Origin of the sequence: Nocardia arseniciresistens, assembly GCF_046764875.1 — a bacterium.
Lineage (GTDB): Bacteria > Actinomycetota > Actinomycetes > Mycobacteriales > Mycobacteriaceae > Nocardia > Nocardia arseniciresistens.
Window position 1 is genome coordinate 121,245 of the sequence record NZ_JBKORD010000002.1, and the last position, 16,235, is coordinate 137,479.

The 16,235-nt window shown below is 66.9% G+C and carries 19 protein-coding genes and 1 riboswitch; of the genes, 9 read left to right on the plus strand and 10 right to left on the minus strand.

Annotated features, from left to right (window positions below; translation table 11 throughout):
- Positions 1 to 27 precede the first annotated feature (27 nt).
- A riboswitch (cobalamin riboswitch) is annotated at positions 28 to 127 on the minus strand.
- 87 nt (positions 128 to 214) lie between these two features.
- Positions 215 to 439 carry a hypothetical protein gene (locus tag ACLMAJ_RS04190; protein ID WP_412012141.1) on the minus strand — a complete coding sequence of 75 codons (225 nt, stop codon included), beginning with the start codon at positions 437 to 439 and terminating at the stop codon, positions 215 to 217.
- Positions 440 to 504: 65 nt separating this feature from the next.
- Positions 505 to 1,155 (minus strand): TetR/AcrR family transcriptional regulator, encoded by a 651-nt coding sequence (locus ACLMAJ_RS04195; protein ID WP_412012142.1) that lies wholly within the window; start codon positions 1,153 to 1,155, stop codon positions 505 to 507.
- Between the two features lie 103 nt (positions 1,156 to 1,258).
- On the opposite strand from ACLMAJ_RS04195, the gene ACLMAJ_RS04200 reads away from it, so the two are divergent.
- Both ACLMAJ_RS04200 and ACLMAJ_RS04205 read left to right on the plus strand, forming a co-directional pair.
- Positions 1,259 to 2,830: an MFS transporter gene (locus ACLMAJ_RS04200; protein ID WP_412012143.1), complete on the plus strand. Its 1,572-nt coding sequence runs from the start codon at positions 1,259 to 1,261 to the stop codon at positions 2,828 to 2,830.
- 13 nt (positions 2,831 to 2,843) lie between these two features.
- Positions 2,844 to 2,984: a RidA family protein gene (locus tag ACLMAJ_RS04205; protein WP_412012144.1), complete on the plus strand. Its 141-nt coding sequence runs from the start codon at positions 2,844 to 2,846 to the stop codon at positions 2,982 to 2,984.
- On the opposite strand, the gene ACLMAJ_RS04210 is transcribed toward ACLMAJ_RS04205, so the two are convergent.
- Both ACLMAJ_RS04210 and ACLMAJ_RS04215 read right to left on the minus strand, forming a co-directional pair.
- On the minus strand, positions 2,968 to 3,147 hold the full coding sequence (locus tag ACLMAJ_RS04210; protein ID WP_412012529.1) for a hypothetical protein: 180 nt from the start codon (positions 3,145 to 3,147) through the stop codon (positions 2,968 to 2,970). The genes ACLMAJ_RS04205 and ACLMAJ_RS04210 overlap by 17 nt on opposite strands.
- A 180-nt stretch (positions 3,148 to 3,327) precedes the next feature.
- The gene (locus ACLMAJ_RS04215; RefSeq protein WP_412012145.1) at positions 3,328 to 3,768 is read right to left on the minus strand and encodes a nuclear transport factor 2 family protein; all 441 of its coding nucleotides are present in this window, start codon (positions 3,766 to 3,768) and stop codon (positions 3,328 to 3,330) included.
- A gap of 118 nt (positions 3,769 to 3,886) precedes the next feature.
- Between ACLMAJ_RS04215 and cobG the strand changes: the two genes are divergently transcribed.
- Positions 3,887 to 5,161 carry a precorrin-3B synthase gene (cobG, locus tag ACLMAJ_RS04220; protein ID WP_412012146.1) on the plus strand — a complete coding sequence of 425 codons (1,275 nt, stop codon included), beginning with the start codon at positions 3,887 to 3,889 and terminating at the stop codon, positions 5,159 to 5,161.
- A gap of 7 nt (positions 5,162 to 5,168) precedes the next feature.
- On the opposite strand, the gene ddaH is transcribed toward cobG, so the two are convergent.
- On the minus strand, positions 5,169 to 6,071 hold the full coding sequence (gene ddaH, locus ACLMAJ_RS04225) for a dimethylargininase (protein WP_412012147.1): 903 nt from the start codon (positions 6,069 to 6,071) through the stop codon (positions 5,169 to 5,171).
- Positions 6,072 to 6,180: 109 nt separating this feature from the next.
- Between ddaH and ACLMAJ_RS04230 the strand changes: the two genes are divergently transcribed.
- From ACLMAJ_RS04230 to ACLMAJ_RS04245, 4 genes are all read left to right on the plus strand, one after another.
- Entirely contained in the window at positions 6,181 to 6,618 is a 438-nt protein-coding gene (locus ACLMAJ_RS04230; protein WP_412012149.1) for an Lrp/AsnC family transcriptional regulator, read from the plus strand.
- Between the two features lie 44 nt (positions 6,619 to 6,662).
- Entirely contained in the window at positions 6,663 to 7,298 is a 636-nt protein-coding gene (locus tag ACLMAJ_RS04235; RefSeq protein ID WP_412012150.1) for a precorrin-8X methylmutase, read from the plus strand.
- Entirely contained in the window at positions 7,295 to 8,905 is a 1,611-nt protein-coding gene (gene cobJ, locus ACLMAJ_RS04240) for a precorrin-3B C(17)-methyltransferase (RefSeq protein ID WP_412012151.1), read from the plus strand. Before ACLMAJ_RS04235 ends, cobJ begins: the two co-directional genes overlap by 4 nt.
- A gap of 101 nt (positions 8,906 to 9,006) precedes the next feature.
- Positions 9,007 to 9,537 (plus strand): PadR family transcriptional regulator, encoded by a 531-nt coding sequence (locus tag ACLMAJ_RS04245; protein ID WP_412012152.1) that lies wholly within the window; start codon positions 9,007 to 9,009, stop codon positions 9,535 to 9,537.
- A 96-nt stretch (positions 9,538 to 9,633) separates the two neighbouring features.
- Here the strand turns inward: ACLMAJ_RS04245 and ACLMAJ_RS04250 are convergent, their stop codons facing one another.
- The 4 genes from ACLMAJ_RS04250 to dprE2 form a co-directional block, all read right to left on the minus strand.
- Positions 9,634 to 10,383, minus strand: a complete 750-nt coding sequence (locus ACLMAJ_RS04250) for a cobalt-precorrin-6A reductase (RefSeq protein WP_412012496.1) — start codon at positions 10,381 to 10,383, stop codon at positions 9,634 to 9,636.
- The gene (locus ACLMAJ_RS04255; RefSeq protein ID WP_412012153.1) at positions 10,380 to 10,973 is read right to left on the minus strand and encodes a DUF8020 domain-containing protein; all 594 of its coding nucleotides are present in this window, start codon (positions 10,971 to 10,973) and stop codon (positions 10,380 to 10,382) included. The genes ACLMAJ_RS04250 and ACLMAJ_RS04255 overlap by 4 nt, the downstream gene beginning before the upstream one ends.
- Positions 10,974 to 11,084: 111 nt before the next feature.
- Entirely contained in the window at positions 11,085 to 12,344 is a 1,260-nt protein-coding gene (gene cbiE, locus ACLMAJ_RS04260) for a precorrin-6y C5,15-methyltransferase (decarboxylating) subunit CbiE (RefSeq protein WP_412012497.1), read from the minus strand.
- 92 nt (positions 12,345 to 12,436) lie between these two features.
- Positions 12,437 to 13,198, minus strand: a complete 762-nt coding sequence (gene dprE2 / locus ACLMAJ_RS04265; RefSeq protein ID WP_412012154.1) for a decaprenylphospho-beta-D-erythro-pentofuranosid-2-ulose 2-reductase — start codon at positions 13,196 to 13,198, stop codon at positions 12,437 to 12,439.
- Between the two features lie 105 nt (positions 13,199 to 13,303).
- Here dprE2 and ACLMAJ_RS04270 point away from each other — a divergent pair, with 105 nt between their 5' ends.
- Complete coding sequence (locus tag ACLMAJ_RS04270; RefSeq protein WP_412012155.1) at positions 13,304 to 13,711, plus strand: PPOX class F420-dependent oxidoreductase; 408 nt, start codon at positions 13,304 to 13,306, stop codon at positions 13,709 to 13,711.
- A 42-nt stretch (positions 13,712 to 13,753) separates the two neighbouring features.
- Here ACLMAJ_RS04270 and ACLMAJ_RS04275 read toward each other — a convergent pair whose 3' ends face one another.
- On the minus strand, positions 13,754 to 14,881 hold the full coding sequence (locus ACLMAJ_RS04275; protein ID WP_412012156.1) for a M24 family metallopeptidase: 1,128 nt from the start codon (positions 14,879 to 14,881) through the stop codon (positions 13,754 to 13,756).
- 150 nt (positions 14,882 to 15,031) lie between these two features.
- Here ACLMAJ_RS04275 and ACLMAJ_RS04280 point away from each other — a divergent pair, with 150 nt between their 5' ends.
- A complete protein-coding gene (locus tag ACLMAJ_RS04280; RefSeq protein WP_412012157.1) occupies positions 15,032 to 16,006 on the plus strand; it encodes a 5'-3' exonuclease in 975 nt (324 codons plus the stop codon).
- Positions 16,007 to 16,235 lie beyond the last annotated feature (229 nt).

The following is a 16,235-nucleotide window of genomic DNA, read 5'->3' on the forward strand; positions in this document are numbered from 1 at the left end:
ACGGCCTTCCTCGGGTGACGCGCCCATCGGGTTCGTTGCTCGCCGGAGAGGGTCTGGCTTATGACAGTGGCGCGACCGCACCGGATTTTCACCGGTTTCCTCATCGCCCGCCGAGCATCCAGATGCTACCTGCCACGCGGACTCGCTCCTGCCACGTGTCCAACGGCCCTTCGCGGCCGGACTCGCCGAGGGTTCGACCGACGCGGACGACTATCTACAGCCGCGGGTCGAAGACCAGCCGGAAATCGGTCAGGGATTTCCGGTCTCCGGTAGCGCTGAATTCTCGCCCGGGCAGCTCATTGATCGGCAACCCGGCTTGTTCGGCGATCAGCGCCGCCGGCACCCACATCGGGTCCCGGTGCGAATGCCACGGTGTGTCCAGCTGCGCACGATCCCCGAACACAAGAATCACGCGAACCTGAATGCGTTCGGACTCCATAGGTCCATCATGAACGTCCTAGAACGCCAGCGGATAACGATGGCGGCTCATCCGCGGTAACGCGGTCAGCCGGTGGTGGCACGGGCGGCGAGGAAGTCGTCGACGATGCGGACACAGTCGGCATGGGTGGTGTGGCGCAGGCCGGTCAGTCTGCCGAAAATGAGCGGGCCGATGAGCTGGGCCTGTGCGAGGCCGAGGTCGAATCGGCCCAGCTGCGCACGGACTTCCGCACTGTCGAGCAGTTCGTCGAACGGCTGGCGGTAGATATCGATGAGGCGCTGCCGTAGCGAGGCGACGGCGGGCCCCGCGCCGGTGCCGGGACGATCGGATCCCATCGCCAGCCACGCGAGCGTGGTCAGGTGCAGGGGCGCGTCGTTGATGATGGCGGCCTGTCTGTCGAGCAACTCGATCAGGCGATCGCGCAGCGATCCGGTGGCCGGCGGCGCGACGACCTGCGGGATGAGGCGCTCGAAGGTGGCGGCGCGCAGGTCCATGGCGTTGTCGAAGTGACGGTAGAGCGTGGTCTTGGCGACCTTGGAGACCCGGGTGACCGCCTCGATGGTGACGGCATCGACGCCGCCGGTCTTCAGTAGTGCGGTCGCGGCGTCCAGGAGCCGGGTACGCGAGCGCAGTTTGCGGGGATCGGTCGCGTCGGTGTCGGTGTCGCGAGAGTGGTTGCGCGGCAACGACTCGTCGGCCGATCCGGTCGATGGCATGGTCCAAGCATTCCTTGTTCGCCGGAGCCTATCGCTGCGCACCCTACTTATGCTACTCATAGTAGCGTAGCGATACCCTTCGTACTGTTCTACCGGAGGCTCGATGGATTCCACCGACCGCACCACCACGCGGCTCTCGCCGATGCAGCGGTGGACGTTGCTGATGTCGTGCCTGGCGGTGGCCTTGGTGATCGCGTCTATGGCCGCGCTCTACACCGCGCTGCCGCAGATCGCGGGCCGCACCGGCGCCACCCAGCAGCAGCTCACCTGGATCGTCGACGGATATACCCTTGCGCTGGCCTGCCTTGTGCTGCCCGCGGGCGCACTCGGAGATCGGTACGGACGCCGCGCCGTCCTGATCGTCGGACTCCTGGTGTTCTCCATCGCCTCGGCGGTGCCATTGCTGCTCGACGGGCCCGTATGGTTGATCGCCGCCCGGGCCGCGGCTGGGGCGGGCGCCGCATTCGTGATGCCCTCGACGCTATCGCTGCTCACCGCAGGATTCCCACCCGACAGAAGGGGAAACGCGGTGGGAATCTGGGCGGGTGTAGCCGGTGCCGGAGCGGTGCTCGGAATCATAGGCTCCGGGCTGCTGCTGGAGCGCTGGTCGTGGTTGTCGGTGTTCGTCGCCATGACCGTGGCCGGTACCGCACTGCTCATCGCTGGGTTCACCATCCCCGAATCCGTCGACGATCAACGGCCCCCGATGGATCCGTTGGGCGCGATCAGTGTGGTCGCCGCGGTCGGTCTGATCGTGGTCGGTGCGATCGAAGCACCGGTGCGTGGGTGGCTCGACCCGACGGTGGTCGGCCTTTTCACCTGCGGTGTGGTTGCCGCGGTGGCCTTTGTTGTCATCGAATTGCGAGTTGCGCGGCCCTTGTTGGATATGCGGCTGTTCGCCGGACGCGGCTTCGGCAGCGGCACCGCATCGGTGACCATTCAGTTCCTGGTGACCTTCGGCATCTTTATGTTGCTCGTGCAAACCCTGCAACTGATTCTCGGCTACCGACCGCTGACCTCGGCGCTGGCCATGGCGCCGATGGTCGCTCCGCTGATGACGATTTCGATGGTCGCACCGTGGCTCGCCGAACGATTCGGGCTGCGGATACCGACCTTCGTCGGACTGCTGGTGCTCAGCATCGGGCTGTTCGCCATGGCCGGGCTGGACCTCGGCAGCACCTATCTCGATCTGCTGTGGCCGCTGCTTGTGATGAGCGCCGGTCTCGGATTGTGCACCGCACCCGCGACCGCGGCGATCATCGCGGGCACCCCCGTCGAAAAGCACGGTGTCGCAGCAGCGGTCAACGACGCGGCCCGCGAAATCGGCGCCGCCATCGGCATCGCGATCGCGGGCAGCATCTTGGCCGCCGGTTACAGCAATCGCATCGCACCCGCCCTCCCACAACTTCCCGAACAAGCCCGCGGCCCCGTATCGGATTCTCTGGCCGCCGCCCTCCAGTTCACCGAACGAGCAGGCCCCCCAGCCGCACCACTGGCCGATTTCGCCAAGACCGCCTTCATCCACGGCGCCCAACAAGCCTCGCTCGCACTGGGATTCATCGCGTTGGCCGCCGCCGTGCTGATCGCCGCGTGGGCGCCGGGCAAGCAACGACAACCCACCGGGCCCGACACCGAGGCGGTGCGTGCGGCTCCAGCGGATTCGCGGGTCGGGTAGACAAACGCGCTGGTTGTCATGCTGGCTGGCCGAGGTCAACACCTCGGTTCGGCGAGAGGTCCTCGGCGACCACAAACCGGCGTTGACCGTCGTGCTGGCTGGAATCTTCGATCCACGCTGGCTACTCGAGATCGAGGTCATCGCTGCCGAATGACGACGAGCCCGAACCGTCGGCGCAGGGTCAGCGAGAAGTAGACCAAGCCGACGAGTACGGGGACTTCGATGAGCGGGCCGACGACTCCGGCCAGGGCTTGGCCGGAGGTCGCGCCGTAGGTGGCGATCGCGACGGCGATGGCGAGTTCGAAGTTGTTGTGCACTCTTTCGGTCCAGACGCACAGCGGCGGCCGACCCGAGATCGGGTCGGCCGCCGCGGACTTTTGCAGCCACTGCGGTTACCTCGTCTCTTGAAACGGGGATAACACCTGGTCAGTGGACAGACTAAGCCGCGCAAGCTCGGTAGTGCCGTCGAACACGCCAGGCCTCCGAACGACGACGGTCTAGGTGAGGTCGGCGTTTCCTTCGATGGCCTTGAGGTGATACTGGAAACGGTTCACGCGCCAACCGGAATCGGTGCGTTCGGCGCCCAGGGTGTAGCTGCCGATGAAGGTGCGGGTCGTGCCGTTCTCGGCGTCGTTCTTCAGGTGAACGGCGATAGCGTCAGCGTGCACCGCGGCATGGTCGGACTCCAGCTCGATCAGGTAGTTGCCCGCTTGGTGGTGCACCGCGTCGAGATCGGAGAGGCCGGTGCGCCAGTCGCCGACGATGTCCGAGGCATCGCGAACGCCGACCGGACCGCCGAAGCCGCCGTCGAAATCGACCTTCTCGGTGAACACCACATCGAGCAGATCGTCCCAGCGCTTCTGGTCGGTGTAAACGAACATCCTGGTCAGAACCTCGACAATCGCGAAACGGTCGGCGAGGGATGAAGATTCGGTCATGGCAGCAGACTAACGAGCGGGGCAGAGCGCCGCCACGCGATAACCGCACCGCCGCAGGTCATGCGCGTCGGGGTGACCTCGGGCCGGATATTCGACCAGGTCGTACGCTGGACAGGTCATGACGCGTACAACTCCCGATTCCTGCCCCGGCGTGCTGCGGCTGCACCAGGCCGCCGACGGGCCACTGGCCCGCGTCCGGGTGCCCGGCGGACGGCTGGAACCCGCGCAGCTGCACACGCTGGCCGAAGCCGCACACGACCTCGGCGACGGAAGTATCGAACTGACCTCGCGCGGCAACGTGCAGCTGCGTCGGGTGCGCGACGCAGCCGAGCTCACCACGCGACTCGAAGCCGCCGGGCTACTGCCGAGTCACACCCACGAGCGGGTGCGCAATATCGTCGCCTCGCCGCTGGCGGGCCGTCTCGGCGGCCGGGCCGAGGTCCACGTACTCGTTTCCGCACTCGACACGGGCCTGCGCGCCGCGCCTCGGCTGGCAGAGCTGCCCGGCCGGGTGCTGTTCACCCTCGACGACGGTCGCGGCGACGTCAGCGGTCTCGGCGGCGATATCGGCGTGCACGCCGTCGAGGCCGACGCATTCACGGTGCTGCTGGCCGGGCGTGACACCGGAATCCGGGTATCGGCCAATGAAGCTGTCGACGTGATGATCGCCGCCGCACACGGCTTCCTCGACCTCAGCTCCGGCCAGTGGCGGCTGCACGAAATCGAAGACGGCGCCGAACGCGTTGCCGAAGCACTCGGCCTGACACCGGGCACGGATCGGCTGGAACTCGGTGCAACCCACGACATTCCGATCGGCTGGCTGACCCAGGACAACGGTCTGGTCAGCCTCGGCGCCGGAGTGCGGCTCGGGTCGCTGCCCGCCAACACCGCCGAATTCATCGCCGCCATCGAACGACCGGTCTTCCTGACCCCGTGGCGCAGCCTGGTCATCGCCGACCTGGAGGAGTGGCCTGCCGAGCAAGTGGTGCGAGTGCTGGCCCCGATGGGCTTGATCTTCGACGCCGAGTCCCCCTGGCTGCTGGTCAGCGCCTGCGCGGGACAGCCGGGGTGCGCGAAATCCATCACCGACGTTCGAGCCGACGTGGATGCGGCGGTGGACTCGGGCCGGGTTCGGATTCCTCGCCAGAACACCGAGGCGGAGACCATATCCGGCGGCAACGCGACTGTCGACAGCCGCGTCGAAACCCACGAACCAGCCGAACGCGCACTGCCGCATCATGTTCCGGTGGCGACCATCAACTCCGTCGTCGCGGCCGATCAGGTGGTGGTCAGCGGACGTCAGCATTGGTCGGGCTGCGACCGTCGCTGCGGCAGGCCGCGCGGTGCGGTGACCGATGTGGTCGCCACACCGCACGGCTATCGCGTCGGCTGATCGGCGATCAGGCCGCGTTCTCCGCGATCCTCGGATCGTCGTGGATTTCCAGGGTGCAGCACTTGACCCCGCCGCCCGCCTTCAGTAGTTCCGATAGGTCGAGGCCGACCGGGTTGTATCCGTGCCCTCGCAACGTCTCGATCAGATCGACCGCACGGTCGCTGACGAAAACGTTCAGGCCGTCGCAAACGCCGTTCAGACCGAGCACCACCGCGTCGGCGTCGGTGGCGACGATCGCGTTCGGATACAGCTCGGCGAGGGCCGTGCGGCTTGCCGCGCTGAAGGCGGGCGGGAAGTACGCGATGTTCTCATCGTCGAGCGCCATCATTGCCGTATCGAGGTGATAGAACCGTGGATCGACCAATTCCAGGGACACCACCGGCAGGTCGAAGAAACGCTCCACTTCCCGGTGTGCCGCAACCGAACTGCGGAACCCGGTCGCGGCGAGGATCCGCTCTCCCACGAGCAGGAAATCGCCCTCGCCCTCGTTCACTTCCTGCGCGCCGACGAGTTCGGTCAGTCCGCGCTCGGCGAACCAACGGTGATAGGCGGGGCCTTCGGCCGCGCGTTCCGGATGGGTGAAGCGGGCCGACAGTGCCCGGTCGCCCACGATGAGCCCGCTGTTCGCGGCGAACACCATGTCGGGCAGTCCCGGCTCGCCGGGCACGAGGTCGACCTGGTGGCCGTACCGCTCGAAGGTCGAGCGCAGGGTTTCCCACTGGTCGAGGGCGCGAGCCCGGTCGACCGGGTCGGTCGGATCCATCCATGGATTGATCGAATAGAAGACGTCGAAGTGATCAGGACGGCACATCACGAACCGACGTGGCGATGGCTGCCGAGGAATGGCGGGCTCATTGTGGAGCGTGGCGACGGAGGTCAACGTGTCTCCCGACGGGTAGGCGCGAATCATTCAACTCACACGAAGGTAAGTCGCCTACTATTGCGTCAGAAACAACGAATCGTTGCGCATTTATGCAGTGTACCGGCGAATCGTTGCGCGACGACCGAACGGGTGTGGTGTGGACGATATCGACCGGCGGATTCTGGCCCACTTGCTGCGCGAAGCGCGCGCGTCGTTTCAGGAAATCGGTGCGAAGGTTGGCCTTTCGGCGCCCGCGGTCAAGCGCAGGGTCGACAAGATGGTCGCCAGCCGGCAGATCACCGGATTCACCGCGATGGTCAATCCCGCGGCGCTCGGCTGGAAGACCGAGGCCTACGTCGAGGTGTATTACCGCGACAACATCTCCCCCGCCGACCTGCGGCGCAGCCTCGAACGTATCCCCCAGGTCGTCGGTGTCTGGACGATCGCGGGCGAGGCCGACGCGCTGGTGCACGTAATAGCCACCGACATGGCCGAGATCGAGTCGACCGTCGAACGCATTCGCGAGAACACCCGGGTCGGCCGCACCCGCAGCTCCATCGTCATGTCGCGCATCCTCGAACGGCCGAGGACCTGACCCGCGCAGACAGCACACGACAGACACCTCATAGGGTGGTCCGCATGTCCGACGTACGTGCCAGCTACCTCACCGACGGGGCCGAGATCTATCGGCGCTCGTTCGCGACGATCCGCGCCGAAGCGGATCTGAGCGCGTTCCCGCCGGATGTGGCCCAGGTAGTGGTGCGGATGATCCATGGCTGCGGCCAGGTGGATCTCGCGCAGGACGTGGCCTTTTCGACCGGCGTGGTGGCCGTGGCCCGTGCCGCGCTACGCGCCGGTGCGCCGATCCTGTGTGATGCCACCATGGTCGCGTCGGGTGTGACGCGCAAGCGGTTGCCCGCCGATAACGACGTGCTCTGCATGCTCACCGATCCACGTGTGCCGGAACTGGCCGCCGCGCTTGGCAATACCCGCTCGGCGGCGGCGCTGGAGCTGTGGCGCGATCGGCTCGACGGCGCGGTGGTCGCCATCGGCAACGCACCCACCGCGCTGTTCCATCTGCTGGACATGATCGAGGCGGGCGCCCCACGCCCCGCCGCGATTCTCGGCATCCCCGTCGGCTTCATCGGCGCCGCCGAATCCAAGGACGCGTTGGTCGAATTCGACGGGATCGAATTCTTGACTGTGCGCGGCAGGCGAGGCGGCAGCGCCATCACCGCGTCGGCGCTGAATGCGATTGCGAGCGAAGCCGAATGACGAACACGGTCCATGGCAAGTTGTGGGGTGTCGGGCTAGGGCCCGGCGATCCGGAACTGGTGACGGTCAAGGCGGCCAGGATCATCGCCACGGCCGATGTGATCGCCTTCCACAGCGCCAAGCACGGCCGCAGTATCTCGCGCGCGATCGCCGCACCGTACATGCGCGAAGCGCAGCTCGAAGAACACCTCGTCTACCCGGTGACCACCGAGACCACCAACCATCCCGGTGGATACCAGGGCGCCATCGACGAGTTCTACGAGCAGGCAGCCGAGCGCCTCGCAACGCATCTGGCCGCGGGTCGATCGGTGGCGCTGCTCGCGGCGGGCGATCCCCTGTTCTATAGCTCGTACATGCACATGCACCGTCGGCTCGCCGACCGATTCGAGGCCGAAATCATCCCCGGCATCACCTCGGTCAGCGCCGCCTCCGCAGCCCTCGGCACCCCGCTGGTGGAGGGCGAACAGGTGCTCACCGTACTGCCGGGCACCCTGCCCACCGAAGAGCTCACCCGCCGACTGCGCGACACCGATGCGGCCGCCATCATGAAACTCGGCCGCACCTACCCCGGTGTGCGCCGAGCACTCTCGGACTCCGGGCGGCTCGACGACGCCTACTACGTCGAACGCGCGAGCTCGAATCGACAGCGCGTACTGCGCGCCGCCGACGTCGCCGACGCGGATGTCCCGTACTTCTCGATCACCCTGGTGCCGGGCCCGCAACCGACAACCCCACTGCGCCTTGCGAACAGCACGCAAACCCAGCGACAGACAGCGACAGAACCGGCAGCGTCGGTATTTCCCGGCTCGACCGCGGCCGAATCAACTGCGGAAGGAGCCGTTGCGGCAACTTCGTTCGGCACGCCGGGGGAAGTTGTCGTGGTCGGGCTCGGCCCCGGTTCGGCCGACTGGACAACGCCGGAGGTGAACCAGGCCCTCGCCGAGGCGACCGATCTCGTCGGCTACACCACCTACATCGATCGTGTCCCGGTACGCCCCGGGCAGCACCGGCATGCCAGCGACAACCGCGTCGAATCCGAACGGGCCGCTATGGCACTGGATTTGGCCAAGCAGGGCGCGAAGGTTGTGGTTGTCTCCTCGGGTGATCCCGGGGTATTCGCGATGGCCGCAGCGGTCCTGGAGGAATCCGCGGACCAGCAGTGGGCGGGTGTGCGGGTACGGGTACTGCCCGGCATGACCGCCGCCAACGCCGTCGCGAGCCGGGTCGGCGCACCGCTCGGCCACGACTACGCGATGATCTCGCTGTCGGACCGCCTCAAGCCGTGGGAGGTTGTCGCACAACGCCTCTCGGCTGTGGCTGCCGCCGACATGGCGATCGCCATCTACAACCCCGCCTCCTCACAACGCACCTGGCAGGTCGGCGCGATGCGGGATCTACTGCTCGAACACCGCAAGCCCGACACTCCCGTGGTGATCGGCCGCGATGTCGGCGGCCCCACCGAGTCCGTCCGCGTCATCTGCCTCGCCGAACTGGACCCTGACGAAGTCGATATGCGCACGCTGCTCATCATCGGCGCATCCACCACGGCATCGATGGACACCGACCACGGCCCACGCGTCTACACTTCGCGGCGCTACCAACGCTGACCGATCTCGGACACAAGTCGCGCACAGGAGGCCGTTCGCCAACCCGTAGCCAGTCGTATAACATTCCACTATGGAACGTTGAGAGCGAAGGGAGCTGTCCGTTGACGAATACCGCGACACAACGCAAGCCGCTCAATTCCACGGCCGCGTCACTGCTCGGGTTTCTGCACGAGGGTCCGATGTCGGGGTGGGACCTGGTTTCCACCGCGCAGGACCGTATCGGCGACTTCTGGACGATCACCCAGAGCCAGGTGTACCGGGAGTTGGCCTCGATGGACGCGACCGGGTTGGTCCAGAAGGGCGAGCCAGGAGCGCGTGAGCGGACGCCCTACCTGATCACCGATGCCGGGCGCGAGGCGTTCATGGAATGGATCGCGCGCGACCCGGGTGGCGAGACCATTCGAGTGCCCTTGCTACTGACGATGTCCTTCGGCGAGCGCCTCGATGCCGCTCGCCTCGATCAGATCATCGCCGCGAACCGGGAGATCCATCAGCAACGGCTCACGCAGTATCTTTCTCAGGACTGCCATGAAATGCCGCCGCATCAGCGCGCGACGCTGGAGTTCGGAATCGGTTACGAGCGAGCGGTACTCGCGTGGTTCGACAGGCTGCCGACGCTGCTCGGCCGCTGACAGTACGTACAAAGCACTCTCCCGCATACCCGTTGCCGCATACGGTCGGGAACATGGTTCGCGGGAAGTCACACCGTGCCGGCTGACGTGTATGGCTCAGGGTCGGGATGCGGCCTGCGCACGCAACCACTCCCGGGCGTCCCGGACGTTCTGTGCGACGATCGCCTCGGCCGGGAGCGCGGGGCGATCGATCATGACGACCGGGATACCCGCGGCGTGGGCCGCCACGAGTTTAGCGGCGGTCTGATCTCCCCCGCTGTCCTTGGTGACCAGCACGTTGATGCGATGCGAAGCCATCAGCCGCGATTCGTCGTCGACGGCGAAAGGGCCACGCGCCAAAAGTAATTCGTGATGCGGTGGCAGGTCGCCATCCGGCGGGTCGATCGCGCGGATCAGAAACCATGGCTCGGTCAACCCGGCGAAAGCGCCGACACCCTGCCGACCGATCGTCAAGAACACTCGATCGCCCAGTCCCGCAACGGTTGCCGCGGCAGCATCGAGATCGGGTACGCGCAGCCATGCGTCTTCCGGCCCCTCGGACCAGCCGGGCCGCCGTAGGTGCAGCAGCGGCAGATCCACGCTCGCGGCGGCGGCGGCAGCGTTCGCACTGATCGTGCCCGCGAACGGATGTGTCGCATCGATCACTACCTCGATCGCGTTGGCTACCAGCCATTCTCGCAGACCGTCCACACCACCGAAACCACCGATCCGCACCGCACCCTCGGGCAGTAGCGGGTCGCGAACGCGTCCGGCGAGCGAGGAAACGACATCGTTTCCTCGCTCGCCGGATGCGATGTGGGCAAGTTCCCTGGCTTCCCGGGTTCCACCCAGAATCAGGATCCTCAGGGCTGGCCGCTGAAGTAGGCGATGCCCGCGTTGATCAGGTTCGGTCCGCCCGCGATGAGCAGGCCGATGAGCGCACCCACCGGCAGACCGATACCGAAGAAGAAGAACCCGATGACGCCACCGATGATGGCGCCGAGCGACGCGCGCTGCAGTTCGGAGAAGAACCAGTCCTGCGTCGCACCGATCTCGGCCGCGGACGGGGCGGCCGCGGTCGGCTTGACCTCGGGGGTCAGCGTCAGCCGCTGGGCCACCGGATCGATGGTGGCGGCGATCGGGATGATCTCCCCATCGCCCACCTTGGCCGCGAGCGGGATCGAGGTGACGACCGCGCCCGCCTCGTTCTTCACCGTGACGTTCTTCTGGTCGGCGTCGAGGCTGAACGCGCCACCGGTCAAGGTGGTCACGATCGACTTGTCGACGATCTGCACCGCGTATTTCACGGCCTGGTCCTCGCCCGTGACGGTCGGCGAGGTGGCCTGGTTCTGCACCGCGGGTGCGGGTGCGGACGGCGCAGCATAGGACGTACCGGCCGCGATACCCGTGGCAGCGATGGCCATCAGCGAGGTAGCGGCGAACTTCTTGTACTTCATCAATCTCCCAATCAGGAACCGGAATTCCGATCACAATCGGATATCCGGCCCGACCCTACCTGTTCACCTCAGCTTGTCTCACCCTCTGATCGAGGCTTTCAGTACGAGTCCTCACGCTTTGCGCACCGACCACTGCGCGACCGGCAGCTGTGGTCGCCATGCCGTGAATGTCCCCAATGGTTCCGCGCGATAGATCTGAAACTTTCTAAGTTCACCGCCGTGCGCTTTTGCCCAGGTCAGCAGCAGGGCTTCCGATTCCGCGGTCACCGCGTTCGCCACCAGTCTGCCGCCATGGCGCAGTTGCGACCAACATGTCTCGAGCAGGCCATCCTGGGTTACCCCACCACCGACGAAAATGGCATCGGGAGGCGTTGATTCGGCCGACTCGACCTCGAGGCGCACCTCCCCTCGCACGACGACTTGCGGAACACCGAGAGCGGCGGCATTGTCGGCGATCTGCCGACGCCTGTGCTCGACCCGCTCGAAGCTGACCGCCCGGCAACCCGGGTGCGTACGACACCACTCGATCGCGATGCTGCCCGAGCCTCCGCCGACATCCCACAGCAGCTCCCCCGGCGCGGGTGCCAGCGCCGCGAGGGTCAGTGCCCGCACTTCTGATTTGGTGAGTTGCCCGTCACCACCGAACAACTCGTCCGGTAGGCCCGGGATCCTGGTAGCACGCGGAACCTCGGCATCCTCGACGCATTCGATCGCGACTATATTCAGCGGATCGCCCGCAGGCAGGTCCCAACTGCGCGCTGCTGCCGCCCTGATCTGCTCGTCCGGACCACCGAGCTGCGCAAGCACCGTCACCGTCGACGCACCGAACCCATTGCCGCACAACAGCTCCACGATCCGACCTGGCGTGTGCTCATCCGCACTGAGCACCAATACCCGCCGCCGATCCACCAGCTCCGGCAGCACCGCGCGTACCGGCCGCCCGACCGCACTGACAACCGGCACCTCGGCGAGTGCCCACCCCAACCGCGCACACGCCAGCGAAGCCGACGACGGCTGCGGCAGCACCCATAACGCCTGCGCACCGAACAACCGCGCCAACGTCACCCCGATCCCGTAGAACATCGGATCACCACTGGCCAGCACACCGACCCTGGCCCCTGAGTACCGATCGAACAGCCCCGGCAACGCGGGCACCAACGGCGACGGCCATGTCACCCGCTCGACCACCGAATCCACTGGCACCAAATCCAACTGACGCTGCGCCCCGAACAACACCGTGCACCCGGCGATCGCCTCCCGCGCTGCCCGCCCGAGCCCGTCCCATCCATCCGCCCCGATCCCGACGACCACGATCGGCGGACCCGACCACGAGGCGGCAGCGGTCGCTGCGGGTGTGAGGGCTTGCTCGATCCCCGTTGTGGCGGAACCGGTTCCTGTCGCATCGTCGCGCTGGTTGCTCCCCGACGATGGTGGAGCCGATCCCCCGGCAGGCGTCGGTGCGGTCACCGAGGCATCCGCCGCCACACTGCTTGCGGCAGTAGGCGCATGACGAAGAACGCCGGTTGCAGCACCCGCGGCCGCCACACCAGCCGGGCGCGACGCACCAGCCCGTTGACCACGGCCTCGGCGACCTGGTCCGGTGTGCTCGAAAACGGGGCCGGGTCCATGCCTTCGGTCATCCGCCCGATCACGAAGCCGGAACGCACGAGCAGTAGGTGAACACCGCTGCCGTGCAACGCATCCGAGAGCCCACTCGCGAAACCGTCGAGACCGGCCTTCGCCGAGCCGTACACGTAATTGGCGCGCCGCACCCGCACCCCGGCGACCGAACTGAAGACCACGATCTGCCCGCTGCCCTGCGCCCGCAACAGATTCGCCAGTGTGGTGAGCACACTGATCTGCGCGAGGTAGTCGGTATGCACCACCGCGAGCGCGTGCGCCGGATCCTGCTCCGCCCGCGCCTGATCACCGAGCACACCGAACGCGAGCACCGTCACCCCGAGCCCGCCGTACTCGGCCGCGAGCTTCGCAACCAACGCGGGATGACTCGCCGTGTCATCGGCATCGAACTCCACGCAGTGCACCGATGTCGCCCCAGCGGCAAGCACAGCCGCACTCTCCTCGGCCAACTCATTGCTGCGCCGCGCCGCGAGAATCACCACCCGCCCCTGCGCCAATCGCCGCGCCACCTCGAGCCCGATCTCACTGCGCCCACCGAGCAACAACACCGGTCCGTCGGCAATCCCGCCGCCTCGCAATCCCATGGGGCCAGTCTGCTCCCCCTTACCTGCGCGCCCCTCGCCGACCGTCGTGAGAGTGGAGAGTGAGCCGCTATCGGCGCGGGTGTCGATCACGGCTACCGTCGTGGGATGCCGACCAGCACAACGCAGCTGTCCCCGACCGCGCTCGAGTTCGTCTCCGAGCGGCACCTCGCGACGTTGACAACGTTGCGCGCCGATAGCACGCCCCACGTCGTTGCGGTGGGGTTCACCTGGGATCCCGAAGCGGGCATCGCGCGGGTGATCACCAATGACGGGTCGGTGAAGGTGCGCAATGTGCGCCGGTCCGGATACGCGGCCGTCAGTCAGGTCGACGGTATTCGCTGGCTCACCCTCGAAGGGCCCGCGACCGTCCTCGACGATCCCGAAAGCGTCGCCGACGCGGTGGATCGCTACGCGGGCCGCTACCGGGTGCCCCGCGAGAACCCGACACGTGTCGTGATCGCGATTCAGGTGCGACGTGTGCTGTCGAGCAGCACACTCGTGACACCCGGCTAGGTACGAGCGCTACTACTGCGGACCGACGGCCCACGGACGGACTTACAGCACCGTCAGTCCGTGGGGGCGGTTGTTCATCGACTCGCAACCGTCTTCGGTGACTACGACGATGTCCTCGATACGGGCGCCCCAGTCACCGCGGAAGTAGATGCCGGGTTCGATGCTGAATGCCATGCCGGGCTGCAGGATCAGGTCGTTGCCCTCGACGATGTAGGGCTCCTCATGGACGGACAAGCCGATGCCGTGGCCGGTGCGATGCACGAAGGCGGGGCCGAAACCAGCGGCGGTCAACGGGTTTCGCGCCGCGGCGTCGACCGATTCGGCGCTCACGCCGGGGCGCACGGAGGCGACAGAAGCGGCCTGCGCCGCTTCCAGCTCAGCGAATTGTGCGGCAACCACCGGGGTCGGGTCGCCGAGCACGTAGGTGCGGGTCGAGTCGGAGTAGTAGCCGGGCTCCACCGGGCCGCCGATGTCGATGACGACCACGTCACCGTTCTCGATCACCCGCTGCGATACCTCGTGGTGTGGGTCCGCGCCGTGCGGGCCGCTGCCGACGATGACGAACGCGGCGGCGGTGTGGCCTTCCTCGACGATCGCATCCGCGATATCGGCGCGCACCTGCGCCTCGGTCCGCCCCACGCGCAACCACTCGCCCATCCGCGCGTGCACCCTGTCGATCGCGGCGCCGGCCGTCCGCAGCGCATCGATCTCTGCGGCGTCTTTGATCATGCGCATTTCGCGCAGCACGGGGGTGGCCGAAACCGGCAGGCCGCTAATGGATTCCGCCAACGGCAGCAGATGCAGCGCGGGCATCGCATCGGTGACCGCGACACGCGAACCGACGTGCAGCGCCGACTTCACCATCTGATACGGATCGGTGCCGTCGACCCAGTCCAACACCGGCAGACCGAGGTCGCCGGCCGCCGAGCCCTCCAGCGCCGCCAGCTCCAGCTTCGGGATCACGACCGAGGGAGTCGCCCCGTCGGCGGGGATCACCAGACACGTGAGCCGCTCGAAGGACTCCGCCGCCGACCCGATGAGATACCGCAAATCCGGCCCGGGCGTGATCAGCAGAGCGTCCAAATGAGCGGCCCGCATCAGCTCCACCACCCGCTCGAGCCGATTACCGTAGACATCCGCCGCGAATCGTGACTCCGTGTGCGAGCTCATACCGCTCGACGTTACCCGCCACCGCTACCCGACAGGCCGCATACCCTGCTTCGGCAGCAACGGCCTCTGGATGCGGGCCTGCCTGACCCGCGGCGGCGCAACACCGGCAATCACCGTAGCTTGTCGGGACGGGCAGGTAGCCTCACCAGCGTGACCTCAGCTGCGACTTCCGGTGCACCCCTGCTGTTACTCGACGGTGCGAGCCTATGGTTCCGGGCCTTCCATGCGATCCCCGAGAAGATCACGGCTCCCGACGGCCGTTCGGTGAATGCGGTGCGTGGTTTCACCGATATGGTCGCATCGCTCATCACCAAGCATTCGCCGAGCAGGCTTGTCGTCTGTCTCGATTTGAATTGGCGGCCGACGTTCCGAGTGGATTTGGTGCCGTCCTACAAGGCGCACCGGCTCGACAGTTCGGCAACGGCCGCCCCTGGCGCCGAAGAGGTTCCCGATCGGCTCACACCGCAGGTCGAGATGATTCTCGAGGTGCTCGCTGCGGCGGGAATCGCCACCGGCGGCGCGGATGGGCTCGAGGCCGACGATGTGCTCGGGACGCTGGCCACCCGGGAGCGCACCGACTCGGTAGTGGTCGTCAGTGGTGATCGCGACCTTTTGCAGTTGGTGCGCGATGAGCCGACGCCACCGGTGCGGGTGCTCTACGCGGGTCGCGGACTGGCCAGGGCCGAACTGTTCGGCCCAGCCGAGGTGTCCGCGAAATACGGTGTGCCCGTGGCGAATGCGGGCCGGGCCTACGCGGATATGGCGACGCTGCGTGGTGACGCGTCGGACGGGCTGCCCGGGGTCGCCGGTATCGGCGACAAGTCCGCAGCGCTGTTGATCTCCCGATTCGGTTCACTCGAAGCGCTGCAATCCGCCCTCGACGATCCGGCCGCCGATCTTTCGCAGGGTGTGCGCGCCAAGCTTCGTGCGGCCGAAACCTATCTGAAGGCCGCCGCACCCGTAGTGCGCGTGGTCTGCGACGCGGACGTCGAACTGTCCCGCCCGGACACGCTCCCCGCGACTCCGGCCGACCCGGGTCGTTTACTCGAGCTCGCCACCGAATTCAACGCCGAAAGCCCGATCGCACGCCTGGTCAAAGCCATGACCGCGGCGCACTCTTCCTGACCAGGGCACCCGACCGACCGTAGGTATGCCCGCGGCTGTGACAACTGACGCCCCGGTCCGGCGCGACAGCAACAAGTCAGCCCGGAGCCCAGCGGAACAGCGACGACGAGTACAGGAGTGGACGCTCGGCCCACCGACGCCAGGTTGTGGCCGCGCGTTGCACCCAACCGGCCGCCGTCGAACAGCGACGCCGGGCAGTCGCGGCCCTCCGGGCGCCCGCGCTATAGCG

Excerpts from the sequence above, each read along its gene's own strand:
- ACLMAJ_RS04190 (WP_412012141.1), bottom strand. The coding sequence starts at position 439 with ATGGAGTCCGAACGCATTCAGGTTCGCGTGATTCTTGTGTTCGGGGAT.
- ACLMAJ_RS04195 (WP_412012142.1), bottom strand. The coding sequence starts at position 1,155 with ATGCCATCGACCGGATCGGCCGACGAGTCGTTGCCGCGCAACCACTCT.
- ACLMAJ_RS04200 (WP_412012143.1), top strand. The coding sequence starts at position 1,259 with ATGGATTCCACCGACCGCACCACCACGCGGCTCTCGCCGATGCAGCGG.
- ACLMAJ_RS04215 (WP_412012145.1), bottom strand. The coding sequence starts at position 3,768 with ATGACCGAATCTTCATCCCTCGCCGACCGTTTCGCGATTGTCGAGGTT.
- cobG (WP_412012146.1), top strand. The coding sequence starts at position 3,887 with ATGACGCGTACAACTCCCGATTCCTGCCCCGGCGTGCTGCGGCTGCAC.
- ddaH (WP_412012147.1), bottom strand. The coding sequence starts at position 6,071 with ATGATTCGCGCCTACCCGTCGGGAGACACGTTGACCTCCGTCGCCACG.
- ACLMAJ_RS04235 (WP_412012150.1), top strand. The coding sequence starts at position 6,663 with ATGTCCGACGTACGTGCCAGCTACCTCACCGACGGGGCCGAGATCTAT.
- cobJ (WP_412012151.1), top strand. The coding sequence starts at position 7,295 with ATGACGAACACGGTCCATGGCAAGTTGTGGGGTGTCGGGCTAGGGCCC.
- ACLMAJ_RS04255 (WP_412012153.1), bottom strand. The coding sequence starts at position 10,973 with ATGAAGTACAAGAAGTTCGCCGCTACCTCGCTGATGGCCATCGCTGCC.
- dprE2 (WP_412012154.1), bottom strand. The coding sequence starts at position 13,198 with ATGGGATTGCGAGGCGGCGGGATTGCCGACGGACCGGTGTTGTTGCTC.
- ACLMAJ_RS04270 (WP_412012155.1), top strand. The coding sequence starts at position 13,304 with ATGCCGACCAGCACAACGCAGCTGTCCCCGACCGCGCTCGAGTTCGTC.
- ACLMAJ_RS04275 (WP_412012156.1), bottom strand. The coding sequence starts at position 14,881 with ATGAGCTCGCACACGGAGTCACGATTCGCGGCGGATGTCTACGGTAAT.